Here is a 14,279-nt window from a genome sequence, read left to right on the forward strand (position 1 = left end):
TTATAGTAGCATTGCCTATTTCAATGAAGAAAATATATCAAACTAGTAACGTAGTATTTTTGGAAGAGAGGTCACTTCTAGTAACTGCTCTTTTTAGTAGTAAAACATTTTGAAAGGAAAGCCTATTAATATAAAAATCAGGCCTAAAATCATTGTGAAAAACGGATAAATGAGTGGATATATAATAGACGGATAAGCGAACCATGCATCCGTAAAATATCCTGCACCACCGAAATGCATAGGCGGAATAAGTTTTGTTTGTAATTTATTTTTATTTTCATATGAAAATTCGTCTCTACTAATAGTTCCGTCTTCTTGAATAGTTATTGTGGAGTACTTTAGCTCCTCTTGAGGGACGAATCCCTCGATGTCTCCATTAGGAAGTGCTTTCTCATGAACTCCATTCATTTGCATAACTATTACAAATGAGGTCTTCCCACTTTGTTTCTCTTCCACTAACCAATAAGATAAATAATGATTGTATTGATTTAACCCTTCTTCGCCTAGCCTTACGGGATATTCCTCAAGGATCTCTTCAGTTTCACCATTTATAGCTATATCTATATCAGATATATCAATTAGGTTGTCCCAAGGATCACGGTACCGTTCATAATTTTTCGATAAATTATAAATATTAATATAACTATTTGCAAACCTGTATGCTGTAGGTGCACCTTTATACATCTCGTTTATTTCTGTTATTTTATACTTCTTACTCATTTCGTGATCATAAACCTTTTCTATAATCAGTGGGAAGGAAGAAGGAAGAGAAATGAAAAATAAAATAACACCTAAAATTAAAAGGGTTTTCCTCATCTGAAGGCTCCTTCGCTGGAGAATTTTCTAGCTGGACTCAATACATTTTAACATAAAATTACAATTTTAATGGTAATAATCTATTAATCGATAGGGAATAAGAAGAGACCAAATCATATGGGATTTGGTCTGCTTATAAGTATCAATAATTGTGTCTTCCTCCATCTACCTAATAACAATTCTACTTCATCGATAAAAATAAAAAGCCAGTTACCATTGGCAACAAGCTGATAAATTTTCGCTATGTCTTGATTTTAATTGCAACAGTCTTTGATCAGCCGAAGACACTTTTTCGTGGTCTACTGCCAACTTTAATGAATGTATGTCCTTCTTTGCTTTTGTAAAATTTAACTCCTACGAACTTTATAGGGGTAAAAACTTCTTTCATCTGTACTAATGGCATTTTTAAACCCTCCTATGTTTGAATTATTAAATTCGTTGCACCTAAATAAAGAACGAATTAAAATGAAATGTTCTCGATTAAACACGACAAAGAACGAGTAACTTAGAACTATCGGATATTATTTAATTTCTCAGTGATTAAAGTTCCACAGAATAACCCACTCTTTTTTCTGTTCAACGACATATACCTCTTGTATAAAGCTGAACTTCCCATATTTTCCTGTGTACATTTGTGTGACTTCAAATTTATAAGCTGTTTTAAATGTCTTTTCTCCTTTGGCGGCTCTCCATTCCTCCAGGTGTTCAGCTTCGTTAATTTCATAAGAAAATGTCTCAGCACCGAAATGTCCCATAAAAACATGCGTCCGGTCTTGTATGTAAGCAGCTTTCGGAAACTTTTCCTTCATATTTGGATGAAATAAATTCCACGAAGCTGAAAAGTTGGCATCCTGCTCGAAAGTATAAAATTGGTCAACAACAGACTTTGCCTCGCTGGATGGTGAACTGAACAAGAATTGGGCAAGCATGAAAATGAAGGTACCAGCAATAAAGAACACTAAAAGAAGTATACCTGGATGGTTTCTTTTTTTACGCATTAGCAGGCCTCCTTACTGATGGAATGGCTTATTCAATAGTATGTGAAGTTATAGGAGGATATACAAAAATCGGTGCTTTTCGAAGAATAGAATGATAAATTCCTAATTCCTCAAATTTCTAATTTAAGTCAATATTTGTAGAAACTTGAATGGAAGAATGTTACCATTTAACAAGAGTAATAGAATGAGAGGGGAATGGAGAATTGAAAAAGTTAGCATCAATGGTAATGGCAGTCCTTTTACTTATGGTACCATTGCAAGCTGCACTGGCAGAGGGGTTGAATCAGACAGAGATGAACGTGAATCCGCCGGTAGAAGTAATTAATAGACTTTTAACAGAGGCAGCTCTTAAATACGATATTCCACCTGAAATCGTCAAAGCTGTAGCAATCAGCGAAAACGGCAAATGGGAGCAGTTTGATGAAAACGGGGAAACAGTCATTTCTGATGATGGTGGAATCGGTCTTATGCAGATTACTGATAATACCCGCCCGGATCTGGAAAAATTGAAGACTAGTATTACGTACAATATAGATGAAGGGGTTAAAATACTTAACGCCAAATTCGAAAGCGGCATTTTGCCGGTAGTGAACAATAATGACCGCCATGTCCTTGAAAGCTGGTATTTTGCGGTTCTTGCCTATAACGGCCAGGTCCAGGTCAACAGTCCTCTTATTAGAGCGACTGGAGAAGTTAATACATCTGCCTACCAAGAAGAGGCTTTGGCGGAGATAAACAGATTTAATCCGGGTATGAATATTACAAGCTCGGTTTTCAACTTTAAAGTATCCGATTTCACTTATATGGATAATTCTCCAATACTGAAGTTCAACAAGCCGGTATATCCAATTCAAGAAAATCTTTTGCACAAAAGCAAGTATTTCTTCGAAGCGAACGATATTTTACTTACAGCAAAAGGTGCGAACCTAAGGACGGGCCCATCAACAGAAACGACAGTGGCTAAAAAAGTGACTGCTGGAACAAGTGAAGCCGTAACGGTTCTAGGAAACTTTGTTTATGATAATTCCAATGTCCATAAAAGCGGACTTAACATGCTTTATAAACAGTATCCCTGGTACAATGTCAGTTCACTTGATGGAAAGACAGGTTATACGGCAGCGATGGAATTAAAACACCTTGACCAAAGACTTTCAGGTCCGACCCGATATGAAACGGCAGCAGCCATTTCAAAAGAAGGCTGGAAGAATGGAGCTGACACGGTCGTGCTCGCAAAGGGGACTGACTTCCCGGATGCTTTGGCTGGCACACCGTTAGCGCATCAATTGAATGCTCCATTGTTATTGACACACCCAAATTTCCTTCATCCTTCTACAGAAATGGAGATTGATCGATTAAAAGCAAAAAAGGTTGTCTTGCTTGGCAGTCCCGGCGCAATCACAACACGAGTTGAAGAAGCATTAGAATCTAAAGGACTAACAGTAGTCCGCTATGGCGGTAAAGATCGATTCGAAACCGCAATTAAAATTGCCAATGCTCTGCCTGTCAAAGGGGATACAGCCGTTTTGGCTAACAGTCATGATTTCCCTGATGCACTTTCAATTGCTGCTTATGCAGCACGCAACAACTTCCCGATTTTCATTACAAGGAAGTCAGCGCTAACACCGGAAATTGAGTTAGAATTGAAGAAATATAAGCATACTATTGTAGCAGGAAGCGAAGGAGTAGTTAGCAAAATTATTTTTGATAAGTTAAACGACCCCAAGCGCTTTGGGGGTAAAGATCGGTTTGAAACGAACTCCTTGATTGTCAATGGTCTTCCACTAGGAAAGGAACAGGCCTATATTGCAACAGCATCAGCAGGAAAATTTGCCGATGCATTGACTGGCGCGGTTTTAGCAGCTAAAAATAATGCACCGCTGCTGCTGACATATCCGAGCAGCACCCCTCCAGTCATTCAAGATACGATCAAAGGACAGGGACTGAAATACTTCAATTTCCTTGGCGGCTCCGATGTAACAGGTGTCGAAAACGTTATTGGCCCCCTTGTTTTCGACAAACTATATAAATAAGAAGGAAAGACAGCGAGCAATGGACTCGCTGTCTCTTTTTAGTATAAAATGGAAATTTATCTCGCCTTTTAATAGGTCTTTAGACCGGTTACAACTATACAAAAATCACATAATATTAATTTGTTAAATTTACCTAAAAAAGGGGAGTATCTTTTGAAAGGGTTCACAAAATTTGTTTCCGTTGTTGCTACAATCAGTCTGATTGTTTCGCCATTCACCAATTCTGTTTTTGCAGAAGAGGACATCACCAACAAAGAAGATTTGAGGAAAGAGTTGATAGTAAATCAACTTGAACAGCGATCTTCTGAGTTGATTTATTATCAAAATCAGTTCACATCAACGCAAGCTGTTGCGACTGAAGCAGTTTACAAACAGCAGATTAACTACAATCGAATTCATGAATATCATTTTACAACAGGCGGCGGTATTTTTACTGTTGAATCCATGCATGTAGATAATTATGATGTAGATTATTTTATCTATGAAATGAATTCTGAAGAAATAATGGAACCAGTTGATGAAAATTATACTTATGATCTACCCGAAGGGACCTATTACCTGGTCGTAATGGGATATAGTGATGAACAAGCCCCTTATGAATATAAATTAAGTGGACCATTCAGTACTCAGCCTGATACAGTTTTACCAAACCTGAACATTACAAAGCCGGCATCAGAAGAGATCCGTCTTGCAAAAAATTCTTCTCCGTCTATCTCTGTAGCAGGTAATTCCGATGCAATCAGGCTCTCAGTAACTTTAAATGAAGAACAGGAAGTAGATTTAAATGCACCAGGTGCTTTTACTTATGATCATTTAGTGCTCGGTCAGGGATTCAACACAATTATGTTCAATGCTATGAAGCTTGGGGGGAATTCTGTTACAGCTTTATATTCGATAACGCTTCCCGGAGTTTCACGAATAATTGGTTGGGATCGCTATCAGGTTTCCAGTAATATTAGCCGAACATTAAGGTACTGGGGCTTTGGAAGCAGTACAGTGATTATTACCCGTGGTGACCTTTATCCTGATGCAGTATCAGGCGGACCGCTGGCATATGCGGAGGATGCCCCGGTTTTATTGACCAAACCTAATTCATTGCCGCCGTCAGTAATCACTGAACTGGAAAATATTCAGCCTGAACGGGCCATCATACTTGGTGGAACGGGATCTGTGTCGACAGCAGTCGAAAGCCAACTGGAAGACATGGGAATTGAGGTTGATCGAATAGCAGGAAAAGACCGCTATGTAGTCTCGGCGAGCATTGCCCAGAGAGTGGTTGATTATTGGGAGTCAGATACGGCGCTGATTGCCAGCGGGGAAGCCTTTCCTGATGCTCTTTCAGCTTCCACACTTGCAGGGCCGGCAGGAATGCCGATTCTGCTTGTAAGACCAAAAAGCCTGCCGGCTGCAATGGAGACGTTCATTAAAAACAATCCTCAGATTAAAAATTTTATCGTAGTAGGCGGACCAGCTGCTGTGAGCGATTCAGTTGCAACAAGAATCAAGCAGCTTCGGCCAGGAGCCAGCTTTGAAAGGATTGGCGGCCAAAACCGTTATGAGGTTTCTGTCAACGTCGCTAAATACAGTATGGAAAACTACGGAATGGATGCAAGCAGTCTGACATTCGCAAGAGGTGATTTATTCCCTGATGCATTGTCAGGTGCGCCGCTGGCGAACTATTTTTACTCACCAGTCATCCTGACTCCGGCAAATGGTCTTCACGAACAGGTAAGCCGTTTCCTCACCCAGCATAAAGCGGAGATAGACCATATGTATATCTTTGGAGGAACAGGAGCTGTTTCTCCGACGGTGGAACAACAATTAGGCGGCTTTATCCGTTAATAGCCCGATGTTAAATACACCTATACAGAAAACAGGAGCCACGTTTGGTTCCTGTTTTCTTATACTATAGAAAGAAATCCAAAGTGGTTAAAGAATTTAAGACAGTTTGGGATCAGATGAATTACTTCTGGTTGCTATTCTTTTTTAGGTGATCAAGCATAGTATTATTTGAAGTTGAGAGAAACGATTGGTCTTGGGTAATCCAATCAGTCCCTTTGGACAAATCAATCTTTTCAAGTGCGAAATTCTCAAATCCTACAGAGCTTATTAATGAAAGAGCATAAATTTGTCCTTTTTGCTGATACAACCAAAAGGCATCTCCATTAATTAAATAATACTTGTCGATTAAGAAATCACTGTAATCATGATTGAATATATACCCGCCAATTCCAGTGTAAAAACGATTTTGTCCAAGATCGAAGGCAACGTCATTGTATTGCACCTCTAATTCAGCTCCATATCCAAGATCCTCTTTAAACACATGACCATAACTGATAAACAGATACTTTCCGTCAGGAGATGCTTTAATTTCTGACATGTATTCATAGCTTCCGATATCATAGTCTCCGAGATCAGGGAAGCCTCTATATTCAAGGTGCCCGTCAGAAAGATAAAATTCTATAATGCTTCTTGGACCATTATCGGCATTGATTCCGTAAATTTTTGATTGATTTGGGTTCAACTCTAAATAGTTTTCTTGATAGACATCAATCGATGATACTTCTTGCCCGGTGACTGCAGAATAACTCTTTATCTCAGTCCAATTTCCAGAACCGCCGGATACATAGATGAACCCAGATTTGTCGACAACCAAGTCGAATGGGTCGATGTCTATCTCAAATGTCTTCTCGAGCCTGAATTCTCCAGCATCAATAATGGCGATAGTTCCAGACTGCGGACCGGTATGATTAGGGTCGTGTTCCCCATGTGCAATCGAAACAAAAATTTTATCGTTTTCTACATATAATTGTTCAGGTGAAGCATTTAGTTTTATGGACTTCTCTTCACCAGATGTTAAGTTATATGAACGTATGTAATCATCATCACTTAACGAATACAATATTGGCCTATTTGGGTCCATTGCGGAGGCAATGATGTTATGGTCAAATGTTTTTAAGACTTCCGAATCTGGATGGAAGGTCAAATCTATTACCGTATCAGAAGTAACGGCACCTTCACCGCCAAGAATGAAGTAGCCGAAATAACGATTATTTTTAAAGTATTCCTCAACCGCCGGCTTAACAGAAGTCGGGTGGGAAAGAATGATGTTTGCTCCCAGCTTGTGCGAAAGTCCGGCACCTGCAACTGCATCAGGGTACTGTTCCGATGTCTTGCTCGTGCTTGTTCCACGGACAATGATTACATTTTCAGACAGTGATGGATCAGCAGCGGCAATATTCGTCTGATAACGATCATCTCCAGCAATTCTTGTCACTTTCTTGCCTTGTTTTTTAAGCAGGCTTTCCACCTCGGTACCGACCACACCTTTTCCTCCGTAAATGATAACCTCTTTAATATTGCTCGGCAAATTCACCGGAAGAGAAGCTGTTTTTGAAAGGTAAATTGGTATCTGGTTAATAGCTGAATTGCTTGAGGCGGATAAAGCATCAGCAACAGAATAACCGTTAACGACAATCGCTTTTGAACCCCAGGAAGTTTGTGCTTCATTATTGATAATTGCTGCAGTATCGAACCGAGTACTGCCCCCAAGTCTGGTCACATCAAAGTCCAAAGCATCCAATTCTTTTTCAATAAGTGGACTAATTGCGCCCTTGCCGCCAAGAATATAAATAGTGGTAGCTCCTAAACGGTTAATCTCCTCAAGAACAACATCTGAAATTGAGTTAGGGGATGTCAGTAGAATTGGAGCATCAGCTACCCCTGAAAGAGAAGCAGACGATAACGCATCAGCCGGGTTATCAGCACGGGCCAGGATAACGTTTTCTGCTGTTTCCCAGCCAGCCTTTGAAATCTCAACTGAAGTTTCAATCCTGTTCGTACCTGAAATCCTCTCATAATAAGAAGAAGCATGAGAGTTTGAAGCGAAGAATACCAAGCCAGCGAAAGAAAGCAGTGAGGCAGTTGCAAAATTACGGACATTCAACAACGGTGTTTCCTCCCTAATAGTAATTTCCTCTTAAATATACAATCTTTTTATCAGTAAATATATGTAAAAATAAAAATTTAGAAAAATAGGATATTTGATGATAAATATAGGAAATATAACTACTTATACATAGAAATAAAATAAACCCAAACTGGTTAAAGGAATAACAAGCAGTTTGGGTCTTTATGTTTTACTTCAAATTACTTTTCTCTTTAAGGTTATCAAGCAAAGTATTCTGGGAAAGGGACTGGAATGATTGTTGTTCGCTAATCAAATCAGTTCCCTTTGCTAAGTCAATCTTTTCAAGAGCAAACTTTTCCAGAAGTCCTACGTTGACAACAGATAATAAATAAATTTGTCCATCCTTCTGGTACATGTAAAGAACTTCGCCATTCGCTAAGTAATACTTGTCTACAAGGAAATCAGAGTAGGTGTGTCGGAAAACATACCCGCCAATTCCTGTATAGAAGCGATTTTGTCCAAGATCAAAGGCAATATCGTTATAAGGGACTTCTAGTTCGGCAGAGTACTCCAAGTTCCCTTTAAAAACATGGCTATAGTTATTGAAAAGATATTTTCCATCTGGTGAGGCTTTAATGTCTGAGAAGTCATTAAAGCTTCCTAAATCATAATCGCCATGGTAAGGTGAATCTTTTGATCCGGTAATCATCCCATTGGAGATATAATATTCAGAAATATCTCTTGGAGAAACATCGGTGTTGATCGCGTAAACTTTTGTTTGGTTAGGGTTCATTTCCAGGAAGCTTTGCTGTCTAATGCTTTTTGATGAAATTTCTTCTCCTGTTACTGAAGAATAACTCTTGATTTCTGTCCACTGGGCTGAGCCGCTAGATACATAGATGAAGCCATGTTTATCAACAACCAGATCATAAGGATCTAAAGCGATTTCAAATGTCTTTTCGAGCTTGAATTGTTCGGCATTAATAATGGCAATTTCTCCAGACTGTTCACCAAAATTATCGGAATCATGCGGTCCGTGAACAATCGATACATAAATTTTATTGTTTTCTACATACAATTGTTCTGGTGCAGCATTCAACGGGATTGCCTTTTCTTCACCAGTTGTTAAGTTGTAGGAACGAATGCTATTATCATCATCGCTTAAAGAATACAATACAGGTCTGTTTGGGTCCATTACTGAAGCAATGATATTATGGTCAAATGTTCTGAGAACTTTTGCATCAGGATGGAAAGTTAAATCCATAACTGTTTCAGAAGAAACAGCACCTTCACCTCCAAGGATGAAATACCCCAAATAACGGTTATTCATGAAATATTCCTGAACATCTGGCTTAACAGAAGTAGGATGGGAAAGAATGATATTCGCTCCAAGCTTGTGCGACAGCCCGGCACCGGCAACTGCATCAGGGTACTGCTCTGAAGTTTTGCTAGTGCTTGTTCCGCGAACAATGATTACGTTGTCTGCCAATGTAGGATCAGCAGCTGCAATATTCGTCAGGTAGCGATCGTCACCAGCAATTCTCGTCACTTTCTTCCCTTGTTTTCTTAGTAGGTCTTCAACCTGAGTACCGACTACACCTGTCCCGCCGTAAATAGTCACCTCTTTAATGTTGCTCGGCAGATTCACTGGCAGAGAAGCAGTCTTTGAAAGATAAATCGGAATCTGATTGATAGCTGAATTACTTGAAGCGGATAAAGCATCGGCAACTGCATAGCCGTTAACGACAATCGCTTTTGTCCCCAAAGAAGTTCCCGCTTCTTTATTAATTAAAGCAGCAGTATCAAAACGTGTGCTGCCTCCAAGTCTAATAACATTAAAACCATAAGAATCCAGTTCTTCCTCAATAACTGGACTGATTGCTCCCTTGCCGCCAAGAATGTAAATAGTTGTGGCTCCTAAACGATCGATTTCATCAAGTACAACATCGGAAATGAAGTTAGGGGATGTCAACAAAATTGGAGCATCAGCAACACCTGAAAGAGAAGCTGACGACAAAGCATCAGCCGGATTATCAGCGCGTGCCAGGATAACATTGTCTGCTGTTTCCCAACCAGCCATTGAAATCTCGACAGAAGTTTCAATTCTACCAGCACCGGAAATCCTTTCATAATAAGGAGATGCGTAAGAATGTGATGCGAAAAGAACTAAGCTGACCATAGAAAGCAGTAATGCAGTTACAAAATAACGAGCTTTAAACAACTGAATTTCCTCCTAATAGTAAAGTTATATTAAATATACAATCTTTTTATCAGTTAATATATGTAAACATTTTTTTATTAAAAGATAGGATATTAGAATCAGTAAGGAAGTGTTAATATTGTTTTTATCAAGATGCATTAAAAATAGGGATTATAGACTTAGACTTAAAGAGCCAGATTATAAGATTGCGTTAGAAGAAAATTGGTAACTTCCTTGTACGGAAGGTGTGAGTAGGACGAAGTTTTAGTCGCATCCTCTAAAAATCTATGAGATGAAAATTAATTTAACTAAAATGTAATAAAGTGTTACTGGAAATGCATTTACAAATGGCTTGGAGTTTAATAGAATAATGTCATAATTTAGCGAACGTGGAGGATATATTCATTGAAAGACGTGAAAGTGGATGAGGCTAATAATATTAATTTTGTCTTAGTGTTAAAGAATGCATATGAAAAGGGTTTGAATGACAAAGAAATGACTGTTGAAAAGATTCTGGAAGAGTTAAAGATAGACCTAAAGAATATTATCACTTTATAAAAACGAGGAGGCGGAGGCGGAGGCGGACTAATCTGCCTCCTTTTTCTTATGAGAAACTGGTTTGGAATGTTTGAAGCTGGTGATGGTGCTTCGTCGCCATTTTTTCGTGGTATTCCAATCTCTCCGCAAGTTTATTGCGTAGGTTGGAACAAATGCACTCTTTAATGAGTGCTTTATTATAGCCATGCAGATAAGAATGCCAATGGTACTTTAAACGCCAAATAAGCTTTTTCATGACAGCTTACCTCCTGGAAGTATTGGTATTATTATATTCCCTAAACCCATACGAAATTAACCCATCGTTTGTTTGGGGGTTAAACTATAATTGTAATTTATACGTAATAAAAAATGCCCTCCCGGATGGAAGAGCACTGATTAAATAGAGTTTAATTTTTGGCAACCAAATAATCCAGTATATACTGAGCCCAGACTTCATGACCTTTATCATTTGGCGAACCATTGATCAAGTAGTCATTCATATCTGGTGAATCGAGTGCAGGCCATGCTGTCCAGTGATTCAGGTAAGGAATGTCATTTTCCTCTGAATATTCCTTTAATGCATCAACCTGAAGTGGGTAATATCTAGCATTATATAAAGGGTTAGGAGGATTTAAAATGACAACTGTATTGGCATCTGCTTCTTCTATATGATCTAAGACAGTCTGGATATTGATGAGTGAATTTTCTGTGCCGACTCCATTCGTATTATCATTTAATGTAAATGGTTCAAAAAGAATCAGGTCAGCTTTTGCAGCTGCTAGTTCTTCCTGATTGTTTTCCTCAACAAACTGTAAAGATGTTATTTCAAATTCTATTATATCGACAACCACATTTTCTTCCCCGAACGCCTGAATCAAGCCTTCTTTAGTCCGGTGCGCCCAGCCGACAGGATCGTCTCCCAATGCGGATGAACCGGCAATTAACACCTTATAAGCGCGCCCTTCTTGCTGTGCCTGTTTGAAAGTCTCTGCAGCTTCAGGCCAATTCTTTGTAAGTGAAAGCAAATCTTTTTCCTCTTCTGTTACCAGGTCGTTTTGTTCTGATATTTTTTTAGCAGGCTTCTCCGCAGTCGTCGTTACACTGGCACCGTTAACCTTGACTGCTGTTTTATCGTTCCAGTGGAAGTTCCCCCCATAGCAAAACAACTCCACAGAGTATTGCAAAAATAGTAGTTAAAAATGATTTCATAGTAACCTCCAAACATATTTATTTAACCTCATTTCTAAATGATAAAATTTGAAAATAAATCCAATAATAAAAAACATCTTCACGCTACTGTCATATCCTGTTAAATTAAGTAGTAGGCACAGAAAAATTACAATATCATTAAAATTATGACAAGAAAGTCAAAAAAAAACAACAATTTATGATATAATACTTCATGTTTTGATTATGAATTAATGGAGGAGCAAATGGAAGAGACAATCAGCTTAAAGGAATTAATGCAGACGTTAAGGAAAAGGTTGAATTTGATTTTAGTAGTTACATTGATTGCAGTACTGATCAGCGGGATCATCAGTTTCTTTTTCCTTACACCTATATATCAGGCTTCTACACAGCTATTAGTAAACCAGACAAAAAGTGACCAGGCTGCGTATAGTGTCGGCGAGGTACAGACGAATCTGCAGTTAATCAATACGTATAACGTCATTATTAAAAGTCCAGCTATATTGGAATTGGTAAGCAAAGAGTTGGATTTAAATATGACTTCGGGTGAACTAGTAGGGAAAATCAACGTTCAAAGTGAGCAAAATTCCCAAGTTGTCAATATTACCGTTCAAGATCCAGATGCTAAAAAGGCTGCGGATATTGCGAATAAAACGGCGGAAGTATTCCAAAGAGAAATCGTCGATCTTATGAAAGTAGATAATGTTAGTATTCTTGCAAAAGCAGCAATTGTTGAAAATCAATCCCCAATCAAGCCAAAACCGCTTCTTAATATTGCAATCGCATTAGTAGTAGGTTTGATGGCGGGCGTTGGTTTAGCCTTCTTAATGGAATACCTTGATAATACGATAAAGACCGAACAAGATGTGGAAAAAGTTCTTGGAATGCCGGTCCTTGGAGTTATCGCAACGATTAGTGACACAAAGGAAAGAGTCAGCCGCCAGGAAAGCAAGAGCAGGATAAGAGGTGAGTCGCATGGCGCTTAATAAAAAAACGACAAAGAAAAAGCTAATGGACAATAAAAGAAAGCTGATTACTAAGCTGGATCCGAAATCACCTATTTCTGAACAGTATAGGACAATCAGGACAAATATCCACTTTTCTTCAATTGATGATAAAATCACTACGCTTATGGTAACGTCAACAGGTCCAGGGGAAGGGAAGTCGACAACAGCTGCAAACCTTGCCGTAACTTTTGCGCAACAGGGGAAACAAGTGCTGATTGTTGATGCCGATATGAGGAAGCCAACTGTTCATTACACATTTAATCAAACAAATTCTGTGGGATTGACCAGTGTTTTGACAAATCAGACCCCTTTGCTGGATGCCGTGAAACTTACGGATGTTGCAAATCTTATGGTGCTTTCAAGCGGTCCAATTCCTCCAAACCCATCTGAGCTGTTGTCATCACGTGCGATGAAGCAGTTCCTTGAAGACGCATCAAAAAATTTCTCTATGATCCTGTTCGATACTCCTCCAGTCCTTGCTGTTACTGATGCTCAAGTTCTTGCGAACCAATGTGATGGTACGATACTAGTTGTAAGTTCTGGAAAAACAGAACAAGACCAGGCGATTAAGGCAAAAGAACTATTAACTGCGGCTAAGGGCAAACTGCTTGGTGTAGTACTCAACAATAAGAAAATGGACGGAAACGAACAATATTACTACTACGGGACGAATTGACACGATTCGACAAAAACATCCCCTTGTAGGTATGATGATAGAATGCTAACATTATAAAAGTCATAGAAAATTTACAATTTTAAGGAGGGAGATTAGCGATGATTGACATACATTGTCACATTTTGCCGGGGATTGACGATGGTTCCCAGAGCATGGAAGATACTATAAAAATGGCGCGTTCAGCTGTCGATGAAGGCATTCACACAATCATCGCCACTCCTCACCATAAAAATAGCAAGTATGATAACCCAAAAGAGTTGATTATTCCTAAAGTTGATAAAGTGAATCAGGTATTGGCAAGTGAAGGGATTAACCTGAAGATTCTTCCTGGGCAGGAAGTAAGGCTGTACGGTGAATTGGTAGAGGGGATAGAAAGTAACGAGATATTAAACTTAAACCATACTCAATATTTATTTATCGAGTTTCCTTCGAACCATGTACCAAGATACGCAGAAACGCTGCTGTTCGACCTGCAGTTGAAAGAAATCACACCGATTATTGTCCATCCTGAAAGAAACCAGGAAATCATTGAACGACCTGAGGTTTTATACAACCTTGTTAAAAAAGGTGCCCTGACACAAGTGACAGCTTCAAGCGTTAGCGGGCATTTTGGCAAGAAGATACGTAATTTCTCATTTCAATTAATAGAAGCCAATCTGACTCACTTTATTGCTTCAGATGCTCATAATGTAGGAAGCAGAGGCTTCAAGATGGCAGAAGCAATGGATATCATTCAATCTAAATACGGGATCGACCTAGTCTACTTCTTTCAAGAAAACGCTGAATTATTGGTTCAAGGTAATCATGTCTATCAGGACACTCCAGAACCAATTAAAAAGAAAAAGTTCCTCGGAATCTTTTAACTTACATCCAGAATTAACATATTCTTTGTCAGAAGAACTGACCGGCGATGCCTC

At 38.9% G+C, this 14,279-nt stretch carries 13 protein-coding genes; 6 read left to right on the forward strand and 7 right to left on the reverse strand.

Annotation, left to right across the window (positions count from 1 at the left end):
• Nucleotides 1–93 precede the first annotated feature (93 nt).
• The 3 genes from LC048_RS00005 to LC048_RS00015 form a co-directional block, all read right to left on the reverse strand.
• Nucleotides 94–816, reverse strand: a complete 723-nt coding sequence (locus LC048_RS00005; RefSeq protein ID WP_226604895.1) for a hypothetical protein — start codon at nucleotides 814–816, stop codon at nucleotides 94–96.
• 274 nt (nucleotides 817–1,090) lie between these two features.
• Nucleotides 1,091–1,219, reverse strand: coding sequence for a hypothetical protein (locus LC048_RS00010; protein WP_264188508.1), 129 nt, complete (start codon nucleotides 1,217–1,219; stop codon nucleotides 1,091–1,093).
• A gap of 130 nt (nucleotides 1,220–1,349) precedes the next feature.
• Nucleotides 1,350–1,814 (reverse strand): hypothetical protein, encoded by a 465-nt coding sequence (locus LC048_RS00015; protein WP_226604892.1) that lies wholly within the window; start codon nucleotides 1,812–1,814, stop codon nucleotides 1,350–1,352.
• A 203-nt stretch (nucleotides 1,815–2,017) separates the two neighbouring features.
• On the opposite strand from LC048_RS00015, the gene LC048_RS00020 reads away from it, so the two are divergent.
• Both LC048_RS00020 and LC048_RS00025 read left to right on the forward strand, forming a co-directional pair.
• Complete coding sequence (locus LC048_RS00020) at nucleotides 2,018–3,844, forward strand: cell wall-binding repeat-containing protein (RefSeq protein WP_306049093.1); 1,827 nt, start codon at nucleotides 2,018–2,020, stop codon at nucleotides 3,842–3,844.
• 153 nt (nucleotides 3,845–3,997) lie between these two features.
• A complete protein-coding gene (locus LC048_RS00025; protein ID WP_306049095.1) occupies nucleotides 3,998–5,686 on the forward strand; it encodes a cell wall-binding repeat-containing protein in 1,689 nt (562 codons plus the stop codon).
• 121 nt (nucleotides 5,687–5,807) lie between these two features.
• Here the strand turns inward: LC048_RS00025 and LC048_RS00030 are convergent, their stop codons facing one another.
• Together LC048_RS00030 and LC048_RS00035 are read right to left on the reverse strand one after the other, a co-directional pair.
• Nucleotides 5,808–7,793, reverse strand: coding sequence for a cell wall-binding repeat-containing protein (locus tag LC048_RS00030; protein ID WP_226604873.1), 1,986 nt, complete (start codon nucleotides 7,791–7,793; stop codon nucleotides 5,808–5,810).
• A gap of 190 nt (nucleotides 7,794–7,983) precedes the next feature.
• The gene (locus LC048_RS00035; protein ID WP_306049097.1) at nucleotides 7,984–9,975 is read right to left on the reverse strand and encodes a cell wall-binding repeat-containing protein; all 1,992 of its coding nucleotides are present in this window, start codon (nucleotides 9,973–9,975) and stop codon (nucleotides 7,984–7,986) included.
• Between the two features lie 384 nt (nucleotides 9,976–10,359).
• On the opposite strand from LC048_RS00035, the gene LC048_RS00040 reads away from it, so the two are divergent.
• On the forward strand, nucleotides 10,360–10,512 hold the full coding sequence (locus LC048_RS00040; protein ID WP_226604869.1) for a YwzD family small protein: 153 nt from the start codon (nucleotides 10,360–10,362) through the stop codon (nucleotides 10,510–10,512).
• Between the two features lie 46 nt (nucleotides 10,513–10,558).
• Here LC048_RS00040 and LC048_RS00045 read toward each other — a convergent pair whose 3' ends face one another.
• Together LC048_RS00045 and LC048_RS00050 are read right to left on the reverse strand one after the other, a co-directional pair.
• Nucleotides 10,559–10,747 (reverse strand): hypothetical protein, encoded by a 189-nt coding sequence (locus LC048_RS00045; RefSeq protein WP_226604866.1) that lies wholly within the window; start codon nucleotides 10,745–10,747, stop codon nucleotides 10,559–10,561.
• 151 nt (nucleotides 10,748–10,898) lie between these two features.
• Nucleotides 10,899–11,657, reverse strand: coding sequence for an SGNH/GDSL hydrolase family protein (locus tag LC048_RS00050; RefSeq protein WP_306049099.1), 759 nt, complete (start codon nucleotides 11,655–11,657; stop codon nucleotides 10,899–10,901).
• A gap of 267 nt (nucleotides 11,658–11,924) precedes the next feature.
• Between LC048_RS00050 and LC048_RS00055 the strand changes: the two genes are divergently transcribed.
• The 3 genes from LC048_RS00055 to LC048_RS00065 all read left to right on the forward strand — a co-directional run bounded on the left by LC048_RS00055 (nucleotide 11,925) and on the right by LC048_RS00065 (nucleotide 14,225).
• On the forward strand, nucleotides 11,925–12,665 hold the full coding sequence (locus LC048_RS00055; protein ID WP_226604861.1) for a YveK family protein: 741 nt from the start codon (nucleotides 11,925–11,927) through the stop codon (nucleotides 12,663–12,665).
• Nucleotides 12,655–13,362: a CpsD/CapB family tyrosine-protein kinase gene (locus tag LC048_RS00060; protein WP_226604850.1), complete on the forward strand. Its 708-nt coding sequence runs from the start codon at nucleotides 12,655–12,657 to the stop codon at nucleotides 13,360–13,362. Before LC048_RS00055 ends, LC048_RS00060 begins: the two co-directional genes overlap by 11 nt.
• A gap of 98 nt (nucleotides 13,363–13,460) precedes the next feature.
• Nucleotides 13,461–14,225 carry a tyrosine-protein phosphatase gene (locus LC048_RS00065; RefSeq protein WP_226604848.1) on the forward strand — a complete coding sequence of 255 codons (765 nt, stop codon included), beginning with the start codon at nucleotides 13,461–13,463 and terminating at the stop codon, nucleotides 14,223–14,225.
• Nucleotides 14,226–14,279 lie beyond the last annotated feature (54 nt).

The sequence above is a fragment of the Mesobacillus subterraneus genome (assembly GCF_020524355.2).
GTDB classification, from domain to species: Bacteria; Bacillota; Bacilli; order Bacillales; family Cytobacillaceae; genus Mesobacillus; species Mesobacillus subterraneus_C.

What these genes read in the sequence shown, in the direction of transcription:
- LC048_RS00005 (WP_226604895.1), bottom strand. Translation starts at nt 816, where the DNA reads ATGAGGAAAACCCTTTTAATTTTAGGTGTTATTTTATTTTTCATTTCT.
- LC048_RS00010 (WP_264188508.1), bottom strand. Translation starts at nt 1,219, where the DNA reads ATGCCATTAGTACAGATGAAAGAAGTTTTTACCCCTATAAAGTTCGTA.
- LC048_RS00015 (WP_226604892.1), bottom strand. Translation starts at nt 1,814, where the DNA reads ATGCGTAAAAAAAGAAACCATCCAGGTATACTTCTTTTAGTGTTCTTT.
- LC048_RS00045 (WP_226604866.1), bottom strand. Translation starts at nt 10,747, where the DNA reads ATGAAAAAGCTTATTTGGCGTTTAAAGTACCATTGGCATTCTTATCTG.
- LC048_RS00055 (WP_226604861.1), top strand. Translation starts at nt 11,925, where the DNA reads ATGGAAGAGACAATCAGCTTAAAGGAATTAATGCAGACGTTAAGGAAA.
- LC048_RS00060 (WP_226604850.1), top strand. Translation starts at nt 12,655, where the DNA reads ATGGCGCTTAATAAAAAAACGACAAAGAAAAAGCTAATGGACAATAAA.
- LC048_RS00065 (WP_226604848.1), top strand. Translation starts at nt 13,461, where the DNA reads ATGATTGACATACATTGTCACATTTTGCCGGGGATTGACGATGGTTCC.